This is a genomic window from Brevirhabdus pacifica (assembly GCF_002797755.1).
GTDB classification, from domain to species: Bacteria; Pseudomonadota; Alphaproteobacteria; order Rhodobacterales; family Rhodobacteraceae; genus Brevirhabdus; species Brevirhabdus pacifica.
In genome coordinates, this window is sequence record NZ_PGFI01000011.1 from 772,891 (window position 1) to 788,501 (window position 15,611).

Sequence of the window (15,611 nt, forward strand, 5' to 3'; positions counted from 1 at the left end):
AAGGGCTGGGTAGGTTCTGGAATCAGCCGTTCTGGGCCCCGCAATTGTCGTCGTTGCCTGCGGGGCGGCGGCCGTTTGGATCATGTTGCTGATGCCGTGAATCGGCACCTTGTCCCGCGTGGTTAGCTCCGTTTGCTGGGGCATCATCGTTGAGGCTGCTGAGCCCCCAGTTGAATGCACCCACCGAGCCAGAGAAGAGCACAGCCGGCAGCAGAGCCCGGGCCCGCCCTGGCCTGCGCGACCCGGGGGCAACTTGCGCGGCGCTCATTTCTCGCCCTCCGTGCCGGCGGTCACCTTGGCCTGGAAGCCGCGCTCGCGCTCGGACCAATTGCTTTTGATATAGGCCAGCACCGCGGCGATCTCTTCGTCACTCAAACTGCCCTCGAAGCCGGGCATGTCGCTCTCATAGCCCGGCACCACCGCCCCGACGCCGCGCTTCGTTATGGTGAAAAGGTCCCGGTCTGCGTGGTGCCAGGTGTGGCCGTTGTCATCGTGAGGGGGGGCGGGCATGCGCCCATCCTCGTTGCGCCGGCGCCAGTCGGGCTGCCCCTCAAGCTTGGCGCCGTGGCAGGACGCGCAACTTTCGGCGTAGACCTCGGCCCCTGTCTCGACCATGGCGGCGGTGACGGGATCGCCGAGGATGGTCAGGCCGGCAAGGGCCGGCTCGGCGTCGTCTCTGCCCGTCTGTGCAAGGGTGGCAAGCGCCGCCGCCCCGAGCACCAGGACCGCGGAGCCAATCATCATCGCGCGTTTCATGCCGGCCCCCGAAGAAACTTGACCAGGGCCAGCACGCCCAGGATCAGCAGGGCCAATAGTAGAAGCGCGACCAGCCCGACGCCCAGCATCATGGCGCCCATCATCGGTCCGTTCATCATCGACATCATACCGTTCATGCCCTCACTCATTGGAATAGACCGCGATGCCGTCCTCGCCGAAGGCGTAGGTCTTGAGCGTGCCACTCTTGCCGCTCATTCCGGGGGCGTTCGTCGGCATTCCCGGCAATGTGATCCCCGTGATGTCGGGCCGCTCGGTCGTCAGCCGGTTCACGATCTCTGCGGGGACCAGGCCACTCACGTAATAACCATCCACTTCAGCAAGATGGCACCCAAGACCCTGCTCGGGCACACCCACCTTGATCGAGCGCTTGTCGAAGTCGCGGTCGTCGATGCGGGTCACGTGGTATCCGTTCTCTTCCATGTAGTCGGCATAGGCATCGCAGCAGCCGCAGGACGGATCACGCCAGATGGTCATCTGCCGATCGACCGGAACGGAGGCCCCGGGCGCAGTGTCGGTCTGAGCCGTTGAAAGGGTGGCGACGCCAATGGCGGAGGCCGCGGCCAGAGCAATGGCCGAGAGGGTAAGATGCTTGCGGTTCATTTCAGCTTTCCTTTGAATTGGGGAAGGGGGTCCAGGTGGCGCCGCCATCGCGCGACGTGCGAAGTCTCGCCGCGACGGCTGCGACCACGTGCTGCGGATCGTCTGGGTCCACGGTGAGTGCGGTGGCGATCTCGTTGCTGACCCGGGCCCAGTTCACGCCCGCGTCGGTTGAGCGCCAGATGCCCGAGGGCAGCGCGGCGTATAGCTGGCCCGGAGCGCCAGGCGCCGCGACGAGTGTTTGCAGAGGTTCCTCCGGCAGCGATGCCGCCTTTGCAGGGGTCTTTCCGGCAATCAGCGCATCCATGGCATCGCCCGCAACAACGTCCTGCCAGCGGCAGAAGCAATCGGGCACGCGGGTAAGCCCGGCGGCCGTTCCGGCGTAAAGCCAGATGCCGCCCATGCCGGTTTCGTGCGCGACGGAGACGAGGGACAGCACGTCATGTTCGGTGCCGGAGAGATAGGGGCGGTCCATGACGAATTCCCAGGACGCCCCGTCGTCCTCGCTGCGCCACAGCCCGTCTCCCTCAACCGCGGCGTAGAGGATCTGGGGCGATCGGGCGCCGAGGGTCAGTGCAAGGATCGCCGCGCCCGGCAAGCCGGCATCGGTCTGCGTCCAGTTCTGCCCGGCATCCGTGCTGCGGTGCAGACGACCGTCCGGCCCGCCGGCGAAGATCACGCCGGGGCGGTCCGGGTGGGTGGCAAGGGCACTGGTTGCGCCGCTGAACATAAGGGCCCAGCCAGCGCCGTCGTGCCGGAGAATTCCTGACGCTGTCGCGGCAAGAAGCGTAGGGCCATCGAAAGCCATGGCCGCCGGATCAGCAGAGAGTGCCTCTGACAAGGCCAGTCGGGGAAGCAGGGACGTCGCGCCCAAAGCGGCCAGGCCGCTGAACACGAAGTGGCGGCGCGATAGCGCACCGGAAGTCGGATAAGACATGAAGAGACATCCTGAGATGGAAGGGCCAGATTGCCGCCCGCCTGCGTGCAGGCCGGGCATGGCAGGACCGGGCCGACATCCACAGGATGCGGCCGGTCAGCTCAGGATGGTGGTTCGTGGAGGCGCGGGGTCGAAACCCGGGGGCCGCATTCGGAGGGAATGCGGTGATGTGGCGAGATGGACGTCAGCGACCAACCGTTCGGGCAACGCGGCTGCGAAGGCACCGAGGAAAAGCATCGGCGTGGTGCAGTCGAGTTTGCAAATGACGGTTTCGGCGTCCTCGACCTCACAAGCGGGGCAAACCTCGCCACCCTCGTCCGAGGTCTCTGCGGCGACCATGTTGAAGGACATTCGCGCTCCCGCCACGTCATGCAGCATCAGCCCGCCCAGAAAGGCAAGTGAGATGCAGAGTGTGAGAAGGCGAACCCAAAGGCGCATGGTGAATATCTAGAAACGAACTCGCGGGATGTCCACAAACAGCATAGGAGCGCAGGTTCACGGGTTCGTCACTTACCTCCTCAAGCAGCGCAGCCTCGCCCGTCTCTGCGGCGGCCGATGGCCTGGGCAGCACATTGGCGACAGGGACCCGTCGACCCAATTATCTTGGCGATTTTGGATCTGAATAGGGAAATATGGCTGGGGTGGTAGGATTCGAACCTACGATACACGGTACCAAAAACCGATGCCTTACCACTTGGCTACACCCCAACGGTGAGCGCGTAATTACGCGGAGTTTGCGCGGCCTTCAAGACCTGATCTGGGAAAAATTTCACCCTTGGGTGGAGAGATTTCCCGGCCGCCCAAAGGGCACCCGTCCGGGGTGGGCTCAGAAGCTTTGATCGTAGTCGCCGACCTCGGGTTCGGTGCGGATGACGGTGTCGATGTCGGCGAAGATCGCGCGCAGCTCGGCCTCGGACTCGGGGCTTTCGCAGACCACCACAAGATTGGGGGTGTTCGACGAGGCGCGCACGAGGCCCCAGCCGCCATTGTCCAAAATCACCCGGGCGCCGTTGACGGTGACGACCTCCTCGATCGCGCGGCCGCCCAGCGTGCCGCCCTCGGCGTGGCGCTGGACCAGCTTGTCCACGATCCGCTCAAGCACGTCGTATTTGCTGGTGTCGGGGCAATGGGGGGACATGGTGGGCATGGAATAGGTGCGGGGCAGGGCGCGGCGCAGGTCGGACATGGACTGCCCTGGGTGGCGGTCCATCAGCTTGCACAGCTCGACCGCGACGCGCATGGCGCAGTCGTAGCCGCGGCCCACCGGCTCGGCCAGAAAGTAGTGGCCGGACTTCTCGAAGCCCGCCAGGGCGCCCAGCTCGTGGACCCGGCGCTTCATGTGGCTGTGGCCGGTCTTCCAGTAATCGGCCTTGGCGCCAAGGCGCTGCAACTCGGGGTCCGAGGCGAAGAGGCCGGTGGATTTCACGTCCGCCACGAAGGTGGCGCCGGGATGCAGGCGGGCCAGATCGCGGGCCATGATGACGCCGACCTTGTCTGCAAAGATCTCCTCGCCCTCGTCATCGACGACGCCGCAGCGGTCGCCGTCACCATCGAACCCCAGCGCCATGTCGGCACCCGAGGCCCGCACGGCGTCGGCCATGTCGTGCAGCATCTCCATCGCCTCGGGGTTGGGGTTGTAATGGGGGAAGGTGTAATCCAGCTCGTTGTGCAGGGGGACGACCTCGACCCCGATGCGGCGCAGAAGCTCGGGCGCGAAGGCCGAGGCGGTGCCGTTGCCGGTGGCGCAGACGACCTTGAGCGGACGGCTCATGCGGAAATCGCCGACCAGATCGTCCATGTAGGCCTCATAGACCCCGTCGACCCGGCGGATTGAACCGCCGTCGCGAGCCTGGCCGCGCCCTTCCAGCACGATGTCGCGCAGCTGGGCCATCTCGTCGGGGCCGTGGGTCAGGGGGCGGTGAAAGCCCATCTTCACCCCGGTCCAGCCGTTGGGATTATGCGAGGCGGTGACCATCGCCACCGCCGGCACGTCCAGATGGAACTGGCTGAAATAGGCCATCGGCGAGATCGCGGTGCCGATGTCATGCACGGTGATCCCGGCCTGTTGCAGGCCCAGCATCAGCGCATTCTTGATCGACAAGGAATAGTCCCGGTAGTCGTTGGCGACACAGATCTCGGGGGCGATCCCCTGGGCGTGCATCTGGGTGCCGATGCCAAGGCCCAATGCGGTGACGCCGGGCAGGTTGATCTCTTCGGGGTATTTCCAGCGCGCGTCATATTCGCGGAAACCCGTCGGGGCGATCATCGGCTCACGCAGGAAGTCCCAGGTGTTCGGGCGCACGTCGGGCGAGGGTCTGGTCATCGGGGCCTCCTGCGGAAAATGGATCTGCTTACCTATTTCGAAACCAGACCCGGTCAACGTCAAAGGCGGATGGGAGACGCCTTGGCCAGGCGGTCGAAATCCATCAGGCCGTCGATCAGGGCGCGCATCTGGGAAAGGGGGATCATGTTGGGCCCGTCCGAGGGAGCGGTGTCGGGATCTTCGTGGGTCTCGATGAAGACCGCGCCGATGCCCAGGGCGACGGCGGCGCGGGCCATCACGGGCGCAAACTCACGTTGCCCGCCCGAGGCGCCGCCAAGCCCGCCGGGCTGCTGCACCGAATGGGTGGCGTCCATCACCACCGGGTATCCGGTCTGCATCATGGTGGGCAGGCTGCGCATATCGGCAACCAGGGCGTTGTAGCCGAAGGAGGTGCCGCGCTCGGTCAGCAGGATCCGCTCGTTGCCGGTGGATTCCACCTTGGAGACCACGTTGGGCATGTCCCAGGGTGCCAGGAACTGGCCCTTCTTGATGTTGACCACCGCGCCGGTGTTGCCGGCCGCGAGCAGCAGGTCGGTCTGGCGGCACAGGAACGCGGGAATCTGCAGGATGTCGACGGCCTGCGCGGCGGGGGCGCATTGCTCGGCCGTGTGCACGTCGGTCAGCACGGGCACGCCCAGCGTGCTGCGGATGTCGTCGAGGATGCGCAGCCCTTCCTCGACCCCCGGGCCGCGGCGGCCCTTGAGGGAGGTGCGGTTCGCCTTGTCGTAGGAGGCCTTGAAGACATAGCCCGCCCCAGCGGCGGCGCAGATCTCGGCCATCTGCTCGGCGATCATGCGGGCATGCTCGGCCGTCTCCAGCTGGCAGGGCCCTGCAATGACGGTGAGGGGCAGATCGTTTCCGATCTGCACCCCGTTGATGTCGATGGTCTTCATGTCAGCTTGTCACCTGTTCCCTGAGAATGGAGGCCGTCAGGGAAGCCATCAGGTAAATGCCCGCAAAGATCAAGAAGGCCAGGGCCGTATTCTCGAAGGCCCGCGGGTAGGATGCCTTGTCAGGCAGCACCGGCGAGACCGCCAGCGACAGGTAGCGGACCTGGCGATTGGCCTCGACGCGGGCGTTCTCCATCTGCTGCAGCGATTGCTGAAGCATCAGCTGGCGGGTTTCCAGATCGGCCTGGGCGACCATCAGTTCGCCGGTGATGCGGGCCAGCGAGTTGCTGCCGTCGCTGCCGTCCGTCAGCTGAGAGCGCAGGTCGGCGATGACCTTCTCGAGCCGGGTGATATTGCCTTCCATCACCGCGACGCGGGTGCGGTTGGGACGGGGGTTGGCCTTCTGCTCGGCAAGGCGCAGGCGCTCTTGCTGCAACTCCAGCTCGAAGGTGTTGATCTGGCCCATGACCATGGAGCTCTCGGCCTCGGCGCTCAGGATGCCGCGGGCTTCCTGAAGCTGCACCACGCGCTGCTGGGCGGCGATCATCTTGGCCTCGGCGTCATCGTAGCTTTCGCGCGCGCCGGACATCTGATCCTTGCGCAGGCGGGCGGTCAGGTGGTCGACCTGTTCCTCGGCGTAGGAGATCAGCGCCTGCGAGAAGGCGACGGATGCCTTCGGGTCGGTCGCGGCGACCTCCATCTTGACCACGCCCTCGCTGGGATCGTAGCCGATCTTCACGTGTTTCTTGTAAAGCTTGTAGGCGTCCTCGTTGGTGGCGTCTGCGGGCAGGCGCTGGATGACGTCGACCTCGGGGTTGGCGAAGTGGGATTTGAAGCCCAGGTCGCGATCCAGGCGCATCATCGCGTCGCGGGATTGCAGGTAGCTTTGGACCGCGATCGAATCCTGCGAGGTGGCGAAGGTCGTGCCCGAGAACAGGCCGCCCAGCGGGCTGCTGCCGGCGCTTTCGGCCTGCTGGATCACGAATTGCGCGTTGGTCGCGTAAAGCGGGGTCGCGACCTTGGTGTAGTAGTAGCCGGCGATCACGGTCGGCAGCATCACGAAGAAGGCCAGCCGCGCGAACAGCATCACCATCGAGCGGCGGCGCCGGCGGACGATGTCACGCTGGATGCGGCGGATCTCGCTGGCGCGGCGGGCCTCGGCCTGCTCGGACGGCAGGGCGGGCGGCGGCGCGGGCGCGCGCACGGTCTGGGGCAGGTTGTCGGGGTTGGTCCGCGAGGCGCCCTGTCCGGCGACCACCAGCTCCAGCATGTTGGAGCGCTGGAACGGGTCGACGCCCCGGCGGCGCAGAAGCCGCACGGCATCATAGTCGCTGGAAGGGTTCAGACCGTGTTTCTGGGCGATCCGGCGGGCCATGCGCAATTGACGGCCGGTCAGGTCCTCGTTGCGGATGGCCTCGATCTCGGCGGCCGGGTCATGGACCTGGGCGTCGGGCTGCTGGGTTGTTGCAGCGGCGGTGGCGGCGGGGCTGGTGACGGCCCGGCCCTGGGCTTGCGCCCCGTGGGGTGCGGCCGGAGCCTGGGACGGCACGGGCGCGGGCGCCGCCGAGGCTGCCCGGGGCGCGCCGTTGCGCGCGGTCTCGAAGACCTGGTTGCCGAACCCGTCCTCGTGGGTGTCGAAATCGCCCTGCGGCAGGCGTCCGGCACCCCGGGCCTGGAGGGCGGCCTGGGCACGGTTGGCAGGCCGCGCGTTACCCTGGGGGGCAACTGGTGCGGCAGGGGCCGCCGGTGCAGCCGGTGCGGCGGGTGCCGGGGCCTGCGCCTGGGCGCGGGGCGGATCCTGCACGGCTGCATGCACCGGGGTCTGAGCGGGAGCATTCGACGGGGCCTGGGCGGATGCCGCCGTTGCCTCGAGCGGCGCGCTGCGCCGGATGCGGAATTTCTTAGCTCTGGGTTTCATAGTCATAGAGCCTTTTTGCTTCGTCCAGGGTGTCGAACATGTGCAGCTGACCGTCCTGGAGAACTGCCGCGGTATTGCAGAACTTCTCCAGCGTCGAGGCCTGGTGGGAAACGATCACCACCGTCGCGCTCTTGAGACGTTCGCGCAGGATCGACCCTGCTCTCTGGTTGAACTGCCGGTCCGTCGTCGAGGGCATTCCCTCGTCGATCAGGTAGATGTCGAATTCCAGCGCCAGAAGCAGCGCGAAGGAAAACCGCGAGCGCATGCCCGCGCTGTAGGTCCCGACCGGCATGTCGAAATATTCCTCGAGCCCGCAGACGTAGCGGCAGAAGGCCTCCACGTAATCGGGGTCAAGCTGGTAGAGCCGCGCGATGTAGCGCGCGTTCTCGCGGGCCGAGTGCTTGTTGTTCACCCCGCCCATGAATCCCAAGGGGAAGGAGATGCGACAGGTGCGGCGGATCGTGCCCTCGTCGGGCTTCTCCAGGCCGCACATCATGTTGATGAGGGTGGTCTTGCCTGTGCCGTTGGGCGCAAGAATTCCCAGGCTGTTCCCAATCTCGACCCGGAAGGAGGCGCGGTCGAGGATGACCTTGCGCTGTGCCCCGGTCCAGAAGGATTTACTCACGTTACTGAACTCTAACATTACCTACACTGCCCCACGGCCGCCACTGTGCGGCCTTTTACATTGTCTTGCAGGTTAGGTGGGATTTGGGGCGGGATTAAGGCTGATCGCGTAGATGATCCGCCCGAAATGGGACGATTGCATGCTGCTGGTCGAACAATGATCCCGAGAGGGCAGAGGGCAGTCATGATCCCGCAATTCCCCTTTCTGACAAGGGCGCGCGCCTGTTTGCTGCGCGCGGATGTCGGTGCTTGACGCTGCGAAACTAGACGCCGGTGTGGCAGCGGGCAAGGGGTCGCCGCCGGATGCGCGTGCAATTTCTGCAAGGTGCCTGTTCGCGGGCTTGCCCCTGGCGCAAGAAGACGGACGCTTTCGTGCCCCCTTCAACCGCGCATCGCGCCCGCCTATCTCTTCGGGCATGGAGCCATCGACCCCCGAAGATCCTCGCGCGCTGGGACAGCGCATCTCGGCCTGCCGCATCTGTGCCGGGCGCTTTGCCTCCACCGCCACGGGCCACGCGCCGCGCCCTGTGGTCTGGTTCGACGGCCCGGCCCGGATCCTGATCGCCAGCCAGGCCCCCGGCATGCGGGTCCATGAGGCGCGCAAGCCCTTCTGGGACCGGTCGGGCGACCGGCTGCGTCAGTGGCTGGGGATCGACAAGGACGTCTTCTATGACCGCTCGCGGGTGGCGATCGTGCCCATGGCCTTCTGCTTTCCGGGCTATGACGCCAAGGGCGGCGATCTGGCCCCGCCGACCATCTGCGCCCAGACCTGGCGCCAGCCCGCGATGGAGGCGCTGGGCCAGGTCCCGCTGACCCTGCTGATCGGAGGCTACGCGCAGAAATGGCACCTGGGCGCGGCCGCGCGCGGGGGTGTGACGGCTACGGTCGCCGCCTGGCGCGATCAGCCGCCGGGGATCTTTCCCTTGCCGCACCCGTCCTGGCGCAATACGGGTTGGATCAACCGGAACCCGTGGTTCGAGGCCGAGCTTCTGCCAGCCCTGCGGGCCCGGGTGCAGGAGGCGCTGGAATGACCAAGAACGACATCGCGCGGCAGGAGGATGTATCTTCCGCCCCGGCCAACCAGGCCGAGGTTACGGCGCTTGACCGGGCCCACCAGGCGATGTCCGCCGCCCCCGAGGACGAGCGCCTGCGCATGCGTTTCTACGAGCGGCTGATCGATTCCGAGCTGTTCCTGCTGCTCGAGGCAGAGCCCCACGGCGACGGGGTGATCGAGCCGGTGGTCTTCCCTGTCGACGGCGGCCAGGTCATCCTGGCCTTCGATCGCGACTCGCGCCTATCGGATTTCGTCGGTCGCGATGCGCCCTACGCGGCCCTGTCCGGCCGCGCCCTGATCGCGATGATCGAAGGGCAGGCACTGGGTCTTGGCCTCAACCTCGGGGTCGCAGCCTCCGAGGTGCTGCTGGATGCGACGGCCGTCGCCTGGCTTTCGGGGATGATCGAAAGCCAGCCCGCCGAGGTTGCCGAGACCCCAGAGGAGATCGGCGCCCCCGAGAACCTGCCCCAAGACCTTCTAACCGGCTTGGATACCAAGCTGGCGCTTGCCGCCGGGATGGCTGCCAGCGCCTGTCTGGTAAGGGTCACTTATCGCGGCGGTCGCCGGGGACACCTGCTGGCCTTTATCGGCGCTCAGCCGGGGGCCGAGCCCGCCCTGACCACCGCCGCGGGCGAGGCGCTGCGCTTTAGCGGGCTGGACGCGGGCGAAATGGACGTGGGGTTTTTCCAAGCCGACGATCCGGTGGCCGAGCGGCTGGCGCGGGTCGGCCTGCGCTTCGATCTGCCACTGCCGCCCGAGGCGGTGCCGCTGGCGCCCATGGCGCCGCCCGGGTCAGACCCCGACCGCCCGCCGCGCCTGAAGTAGACCCGGGCGTTCTTCGGCCCCGCGTAACGCCTGTTCAGTACCCGCGCGCCCGGTCGACCACGTGCATCATAGGCTCGCCATCCTCGGACCGGCGGATGTTGGCGGCGATCGCCAATGCGGCGGTCACGGGCCGCGTCTCGGACGCGATATGGGGCGTGACCGTGACCTTGGGGTGGGCCCAGAACGGGTGTTCGGGCGGCAGCGGCTCGGTCCGGAAAACATCAAGCGTAGCATGACCGATCTGCCCGTCTTCGAGGGCCTTGAGCAGGGCGGCGTCGTCGATCAGCGGACCGCGCCCGGGGTTCAGGATCACCGCGCCCCGGGTCGGAAGCGCCATGGTGCGCGCGTTCATCACGTCGATTGTCTGCGGGGTGAGGGGGAGCAGCAGAATGACAAAATCGGCCCCCTTCAGCGTCGCTTCCAGCCCCTCGTCCCCCGACAAGCATTGCAGGCCCGGCACTTCGTGGGCAGAGCGGCTCCAGCCCGTCACCTGGAAATTCAGCGCCGCCAGCGCCTGACCCACCGCCGATCCCAGGGCGCCCAGCCCCAGAAGCGCCACCCGGCGCTGCCGGGCAAGGGGCGGGGCGACGGGGCGCCAGGTGCCGTCCTGGTTCAGGATGTGGTCATCCATGCCTAAGTGATGGCGCAGAACGTGACCTGTCACCCATTCGACCATGCCTTCGGTCAGCCCGGCGTCGACCATGCGCACCAGCGGCTGGGTCAGGGTGGCGTTGCCGACGATCTCCTCAACCCCGGCCCAGAGGCTCAGCACCGCCTTGGCGCCGGTGTAGGGCGTGAAATCCCGGATAGGGCCGCTGGGGGAATGGACGATGTAGTCGACCGTCGCCGGATCCTCGACCTCGGTGACCAGCTCCACGTCCAGACCCTCGGCCTCGAAGGCGCGCGTCAGGGCGGGGCGGTAGGGGCCCCATTGCTCGGCGCTGCCTGCGTAAAGGACAAGAACGGACATGGCGGGCCTCCGGGGACAGGGACAGGATCGGGGCGCAGGATGGGCGTGAATGCCCCTGCTTGTCCACCGCCTCCCTCTCGGAGGCAAAAGGGGGCGCGCGGCCCCCTCAGCGCGGGCGGTGAACGTGGGCGCTTTGCACCAGGCCGAAGGCGACCAGCAGCACGATCATCGCCGAGCCGCCATAGCTGACCAGCGGCAGCGGCACGCCGACCACAGGCGCCAGCCCCATCACCATCGACATGTTCACCGCGAAGAACAGGAAGAAGGTCACCGCGATCCCCATTGTCATCAGCGACGAGAACCGGTCGCGGGTGGCGATCGCGGTGGCGATGCAGAAGACCACGATCAGCGCGTAGAGCGCCAGCAGCGACGAGGCGCCGACAAAGCCGAATTCCTCGGCCAGGGTGGTGAAGATGAAATCGGTATGCTTTTCGGGCAGGAAGTTCAGCCGGGACTGAGTGCCCTGCATGAAGCCGCGCCCGGTCCAGCCACCCGAACCAAGGGCGATCTTGGACTGGGTGATGTGGTAACCCGCCCCCAGCGGATCCTGGGACGGATCGAGGAAGGTGTCGATGCGCCGATACTGGTAGTCCTTGAGAAGCTGCCAGTCGGTCCCGCGCGACACGAAGACCGAGGTGACGGCCCCGCCCGCAAGCGCGGCCACCAGCGCGAAGTAAAGCCAGTGGACCCCGGCTGCGAACATCACCGCCGCCCCGCCGATCATTAGAAGAAGCGCCGTGCCGAGGTCAGGCTGCCGCAGGACAAGGGCCGTGGGCACAAGGATCAGGGCCACCGGGATCAGCACCCACAGGATGCGCGAGGTCCGCTTGACATCCAGCCAGTCGTAATAGGTGGCCAGCATCATCACCAGCGTCACCTTCATCAGCTCGGACGGCTGAAGCCGCATGAAGCCCAAGTTGATCCAGCGCTGCGCCCCCATCCCGGTGGAGCCGAAAAGCTCGACCGCGACCAGCAGCAGCAGCGACACCAGGTAGGCCAGCCCCGCCATGTTGCGCCAGAACCAGATCGGCACCATCGCGACGACGAACATCAGGAACATGCCTAGGGCAAAGCGCTTCATCTGCGGCTCGGCCCAGGGGCTGAGGGAGCCGCCGGCGACCGAGTAGAGCATCAGAAAGCCCACACCCGAGACGGCGGCCAGAAGGATCACCAGTGGCCAGTTCAGATAGAGCAGCTTGCGCAGGCCCGAGGGCGTGCGCTTCACCGTGTATTCAAGATAGCTCATGCCCGGACCTTGCCGTCGTCGGGCAGGGCGATTTCGCGCAGCTCCAGCTTGTCCATCATCTCCTGCGCGGCGGCGCGCTGGTCCGAGGGGTAGGCCTCAAGCGGGGGCAGTTCGCCGTAAAGGGCGCGCAGCATGATGTCCCGGGCGATCGGCGCCGCCGCGGTCGAACCGCCGCCGCCGTGCTCGACCACCACCGAGACGGCGTAGCGCGGGTTGTCGGCAGGGGCGAAGGCCACGAAGAGGGCGTGGTCGCGCCGCTCCCACGGCAGGTCCTCGTTGCGGAAGACGCCGCGCGCACGCTCTGCCTTGGAGATGTTGCGCACCTGGCTGGTGCCGGTCTTGCCTGCAATCTCCATGCCGTCGGCGGCGATGCGGGTGCGGTAGGCCGTGCCGCGGGTGTTGTTGGAGACCGCGAACATGCCGTTGCGCACGGCCTTGAGCGACCGCTCCGAGATCCCCAGCTCGGGCCAGGGGCCGCCGGGCTCTTCCTTGCCGTTGACCGATTTGACCAGACGCGGCTGCACCTCGAGGCCCGTTGCGATCCGCGAGGTCATCACCGCAAGCTGAAGGGGCGAGGCCAGCACGAAACCCTGCCCGATGGCCGAGTTGAGCGTGTCGCCCACCACCCATTCCGCGCCGCGCTGCTCGCGCTTCCAGGCCTTGGTGGGAGCCAGGCCGCCGTTGACGGCGGACATGGGAATGTCGTGACGCTCGCCCAGGCCCAGGCGGCGGGCCATCTCGCTCATCTTCTCGATGCCCACCCGCTCGGCCACGTCGTAATAGTAGACGTCGCAGGAGCGCATCAGCGATTCCTTCAGCTTCACCTGCCCGTGGCCCGAGCGTTTCCAGCAGTGGAAGCGCCGGCCGCCCTTCTCGATCCAGCCCTTGCAATAGACCCGGTCCTCGACGCCGACGACGCCGGCCTCAAGCGCGGCGAGCGCCGTCACCATCTTGTAGGTCGAGCCGGGCGGATAGGTGCCCTGCACCGACTTGTTGGCCAGGGGGCGATACTTGTTCTCAGTCAGGGTGCGATAATCGGCGACCGAGATGCCGCGCACGAAGAGGTTGGGGTCGAACGAGGGCGTCGAGCCGATCGCCACCAGATCGCCCGAGCGCACGTCCATCACCACCGAAGAGGCGCTTTCCCCCCTCAGCCGGGCCTGGACGAAGTTCTGAAGACCCGCGTCGATCGTCAGCTGGATGTTGGCGCCGCTTTCGCCTTCCTTGCGGTCCAGCTCGCGCATGACGCGGCCGACGGCGTTGACCTCGATCCGCTTGAAGCCGGCCTTGCCACGCATCAGATGCTCCAGCCGGTTCTCGGCGCCGGACTTGCCGATCTGGAACTTGGGGATCTGGAGCAGGGGATCGGGATCCTCAAGCTTGCTCAGGTCATAGTCCGAGACCGGGCCCACGTAGCCGATGATATGGGCGAAATCCTCTTTCATCGGGTAGTTGCGCGACAGGCCCACGTCGGGGGTGACGCCGGGCAGGGCCGGGGCATTGACGGCGACGCGGGCGATATCCTCCCAGGGCAGGCGGTCGGCGATGGTGACCGGAACGAAGGAGCTGCGGCGCTTGAGTTCCTTCTCGGCCTTTTCCAGATCCTCGGGACTGAGGCTGATCAGCCGTGACAGCCGCGCCAGCGTGGCGTCCACGTCGCCGGCATCCTCGCGCACGATGACGATGCGGTAGTTCTGGGCGTTCTCGGCCAGAGCGATGCCGTGGCGGTCGAAGATCAGCCCCCGCGCCGGCGGCAGCAGGCGCATGTTGATGCGGTTTTCCTCGGCCAGCAGGCGATACTGGTCCGCCTCCTCGACCTGAAGCTGGCGCATGCGCATGGCCAGCACACCCAGGAACGCGGCCTGGGCGCCGCCGACGATCAGCCCGCGGCGGGTGATCCGGCTGGCGCTTTCCTTGGTTTCCTTGTGGGACCGTCTCATGGGTTGCGGTTCTCTCTGACAAGGCTTCGGCGGACACCGAAGACATAGTGCGAAAAGGCCAGGACGGCAGGGTAGGCGATGACCGTGACCGCGATGAACATCAGATCGTTTATCAGCGGCGGGATCGGCACGGCGGCAATCGCAAGGACGACCCGGTTGGCCAGGATGATCCCCGCGATTGTGACAGACGCAAGCGCCCATTCAAGGGTTGCCGTCATCTCGATCCCGCGACCGGTCCGTGAGCGCATGAACTCGGTCCCCAGTATCACCAGCGCGGTCCACAGCCCCGGCGGCCGCATCAGCAGGAAGTCGGTCAGCAGGAAGACCCCGCCAATGAGGGCGACGGGCACGTACTCGGGGTTGCGGGCCGTCCAGACGAGCGCCAGGCACAGCAACAGGTCCGGCCCCGCCAGCACCTTCGGGCCGCTGTCCAGGGGCAGCAGCCGCAGGTAGAGGATCACGACCGTCAGCCCCAGGAAGGCAAAGCGGTAGACCCACCGCCGGTTCTGGCGCGGATCAGCCATCGGCCGGGGTCTGGGGTGTCGCCGGCGAGGCCGCGGTGGGATCGCCCGCCGCGGTCGTTCCGGCATCGGGATCGGGCGCGTCGGCGCTTGGCAGGAAGGGGCCGGTGCCCGCGCCCTGGGGGATCAGCAGCATGCCTTCGCCCTCGACCGGCTCGGTCCGGTGGGAGCGCAGGACGCGCAGGAATTCAAGCCGCTCGTAATCGGCCGAAAGGCGCACGCGCAGGCGGCCGTCGCGGGTCTGGGCGACCTGTCCGACCAGCAGGCCGGCGGGGAAGATGCCGCCATCGCCGGAACTTACGACCCGGTCGCCCGGGCGCACCAGCTCAGGGCTTTCCAGGAAGGATACCAAGGGGTTGGCGGTGCCATCGCCGGCCAGGATCGCGCGCTGCCCCGAGGGTTGGACGGTGATCGGGATGCGGCTGTTGGAATCGGTCAGCAGGATCACCCGGGCGGTGTTGCGCCCCACGCCTGCGATCCGCCCCACCAAGCCCAGCCCGTCCATCGTGGCCCAGCCGTCCATCAGCCCGTCGCGGCTGCCGATGTTCAACAGCACCGACTGGCGGAACGGGGAGCCGCTGTCGGCCAGCACGACGCCGGTGACATAGGTCAGTTTGGGGTCAAGCTGGACGTTGTTGAGATCGAGCAGCTTGGCGTTCTTCTGTTCAAGCTGAAGCGCGGCTTCCTTCCAGGCCTTCATCTGCTGCAACTCGCGCCGCAGTTCCTGGTTCTGTTCGTAGATGCGGGTGTAGGAGCGGAAGCCATCCAGCATTCGGGCGGCGCCGGTCACCGGCTCCAGCGCCCATTCGAAGCTGGGGATGACGCGGTCCACCAACTGGGCGCGGAAACGCTCCACCCGGGGGCTGTCGATGCGCCACAGCATGAACAGTCCGAAAAGCGCAAACACCACCAGCCCGATCACGATCCTGCGGACCGGCCGGGCGTATTGCGGCTTTCGTCTGCGTTCCTGAACCACCGCCAATTCTCCT

General features: G+C 66.8%; 16 protein-coding genes and 1 tRNA gene. 3 read left to right on the forward strand and 14 right to left on the reverse strand.

All coding sequences use genetic code 11. The features are described from left to right. Positions 1 to 264: 264 nt before the first annotated feature. From CLV77_RS03875 to CLV77_RS03885, 4 genes are read right to left on the reverse strand one after another with little or no spacing between them, the layout of a single operon-like run. Positions 265 to 744, reverse strand: a complete 480-nt coding sequence (locus tag CLV77_RS03875; RefSeq protein WP_416171601.1) for a c-type cytochrome — start codon at positions 742 to 744, stop codon at positions 265 to 267. 8 nt (positions 745 to 752) lie between these two features. After that, on the reverse strand, positions 753 to 893 hold the full coding sequence (locus CLV77_RS16505; RefSeq protein WP_170043947.1) for a hypothetical protein: 141 nt from the start codon (positions 891 to 893) through the stop codon (positions 753 to 755). A gap of 4 nt (positions 894 to 897) precedes the next feature. Next, entirely contained in the window at positions 898 to 1,377 is a 480-nt protein-coding gene (locus CLV77_RS03880) for a DUF411 domain-containing protein (RefSeq protein ID WP_076979168.1), read from the reverse strand. Position 1,378: 1 nt separating this feature from the next. After that, positions 1,379 to 2,311 carry a sialidase family protein gene (locus CLV77_RS03885; RefSeq protein ID WP_197685762.1) on the reverse strand — a complete coding sequence of 311 codons (933 nt, stop codon included), beginning with the start codon at positions 2,309 to 2,311 and terminating at the stop codon, positions 1,379 to 1,381. A gap of 177 nt (positions 2,312 to 2,488) precedes the next feature. Here CLV77_RS03885 and CLV77_RS16275 point away from each other — a divergent pair, with 177 nt between their 5' ends. Next, positions 2,489 to 2,713, forward strand: coding sequence for a hypothetical protein (locus tag CLV77_RS16275; RefSeq protein WP_157801999.1), 225 nt, complete (start codon positions 2,489 to 2,491; stop codon positions 2,711 to 2,713). A 231-nt stretch (positions 2,714 to 2,944) separates the two neighbouring features. Here the strand turns inward: CLV77_RS16275 and CLV77_RS03895 are convergent. The 5 genes from CLV77_RS03895 to CLV77_RS03915 form a co-directional block, all read right to left on the reverse strand. Continuing rightward, positions 2,945 to 3,019 (reverse strand) — tRNA-Gln (locus tag CLV77_RS03895). 118 nt (positions 3,020 to 3,137) lie between these two features. Next, entirely contained in the window at positions 3,138 to 4,634 is a 1,497-nt protein-coding gene (locus CLV77_RS03900; RefSeq protein ID WP_076979165.1) for a phosphomannomutase/phosphoglucomutase, read from the reverse strand. 59 nt (positions 4,635 to 4,693) lie between these two features. Then, positions 4,694 to 5,527, reverse strand: a complete 834-nt coding sequence (gene kdsA, locus CLV77_RS03905) for a 3-deoxy-8-phosphooctulonate synthase (protein WP_076979164.1) — start codon at positions 5,525 to 5,527, stop codon at positions 4,694 to 4,696. A gap of 1 nt (position 5,528) precedes the next feature. Then, on the reverse strand, positions 5,529 to 7,442 hold the full coding sequence (locus CLV77_RS03910) for a KpsE/RkpR family capsule polysaccharide export protein (protein ID WP_236861012.1): 1,914 nt from the start codon (positions 7,440 to 7,442) through the stop codon (positions 5,529 to 5,531). Further along, positions 7,426 to 8,085 carry an ABC transporter ATP-binding protein gene (locus CLV77_RS03915; protein WP_076979162.1) on the reverse strand — a complete coding sequence of 220 codons (660 nt, stop codon included), beginning with the start codon at positions 8,083 to 8,085 and terminating at the stop codon, positions 7,426 to 7,428. Before CLV77_RS03915 ends, CLV77_RS03910 begins: the two co-directional genes overlap by 17 nt. A 397-nt stretch (positions 8,086 to 8,482) precedes the next feature. Between CLV77_RS03915 and CLV77_RS03920 the strand changes: the two genes are divergently transcribed. Together CLV77_RS03920 and CLV77_RS03925 are read left to right on the forward strand one after the other, a co-directional pair. After that, the gene (locus CLV77_RS03920; RefSeq protein WP_076980992.1) at positions 8,483 to 9,097 is read left to right on the forward strand and encodes a uracil-DNA glycosylase family protein; all 615 of its coding nucleotides are present in this window, start codon (positions 8,483 to 8,485) and stop codon (positions 9,095 to 9,097) included. Then, positions 9,094 to 9,945 (forward strand): SseB family protein, encoded by an 852-nt coding sequence (locus CLV77_RS03925; protein ID WP_076979161.1) that lies wholly within the window; start codon positions 9,094 to 9,096, stop codon positions 9,943 to 9,945. Before CLV77_RS03920 ends, CLV77_RS03925 begins: the two co-directional genes overlap by 4 nt. A 34-nt stretch (positions 9,946 to 9,979) precedes the next feature. Here the strand turns inward: CLV77_RS03925 and CLV77_RS03930 are convergent, their stop codons facing one another. The 5 genes from CLV77_RS03930 to mreC form a co-directional block, all read right to left on the reverse strand. Next, positions 9,980 to 10,915: a 2-hydroxyacid dehydrogenase gene (locus CLV77_RS03930; protein WP_076979160.1), complete on the reverse strand. Its 936-nt coding sequence runs from the start codon at positions 10,913 to 10,915 to the stop codon at positions 9,980 to 9,982. 106 nt (positions 10,916 to 11,021) lie between these two features. Beyond that, positions 11,022 to 12,161: a rod shape-determining protein RodA gene (gene rodA, locus CLV77_RS03935; RefSeq protein ID WP_076979159.1), complete on the reverse strand. Its 1,140-nt coding sequence runs from the start codon at positions 12,159 to 12,161 to the stop codon at positions 11,022 to 11,024. Further along, positions 12,158 to 14,101: a penicillin-binding protein 2 gene (gene mrdA, locus CLV77_RS03940; RefSeq protein WP_076979158.1), complete on the reverse strand. Its 1,944-nt coding sequence runs from the start codon at positions 14,099 to 14,101 to the stop codon at positions 12,158 to 12,160. The genes rodA and mrdA overlap by 4 nt, the downstream gene beginning before the upstream one ends. Continuing rightward, positions 14,098 to 14,625 carry a hypothetical protein gene (locus CLV77_RS03945; RefSeq protein WP_076979157.1) on the reverse strand — a complete coding sequence of 176 codons (528 nt, stop codon included), beginning with the start codon at positions 14,623 to 14,625 and terminating at the stop codon, positions 14,098 to 14,100. Before CLV77_RS03945 ends, mrdA begins: the two co-directional genes overlap by 4 nt. After that, positions 14,618 to 15,598 (reverse strand): rod shape-determining protein MreC, encoded by a 981-nt coding sequence (gene mreC / locus CLV77_RS03950; RefSeq protein ID WP_076979156.1) that lies wholly within the window; start codon positions 15,596 to 15,598, stop codon positions 14,618 to 14,620. The genes CLV77_RS03945 and mreC overlap by 8 nt, the downstream gene beginning before the upstream one ends. Positions 15,599 to 15,611 lie beyond the last annotated feature (13 nt).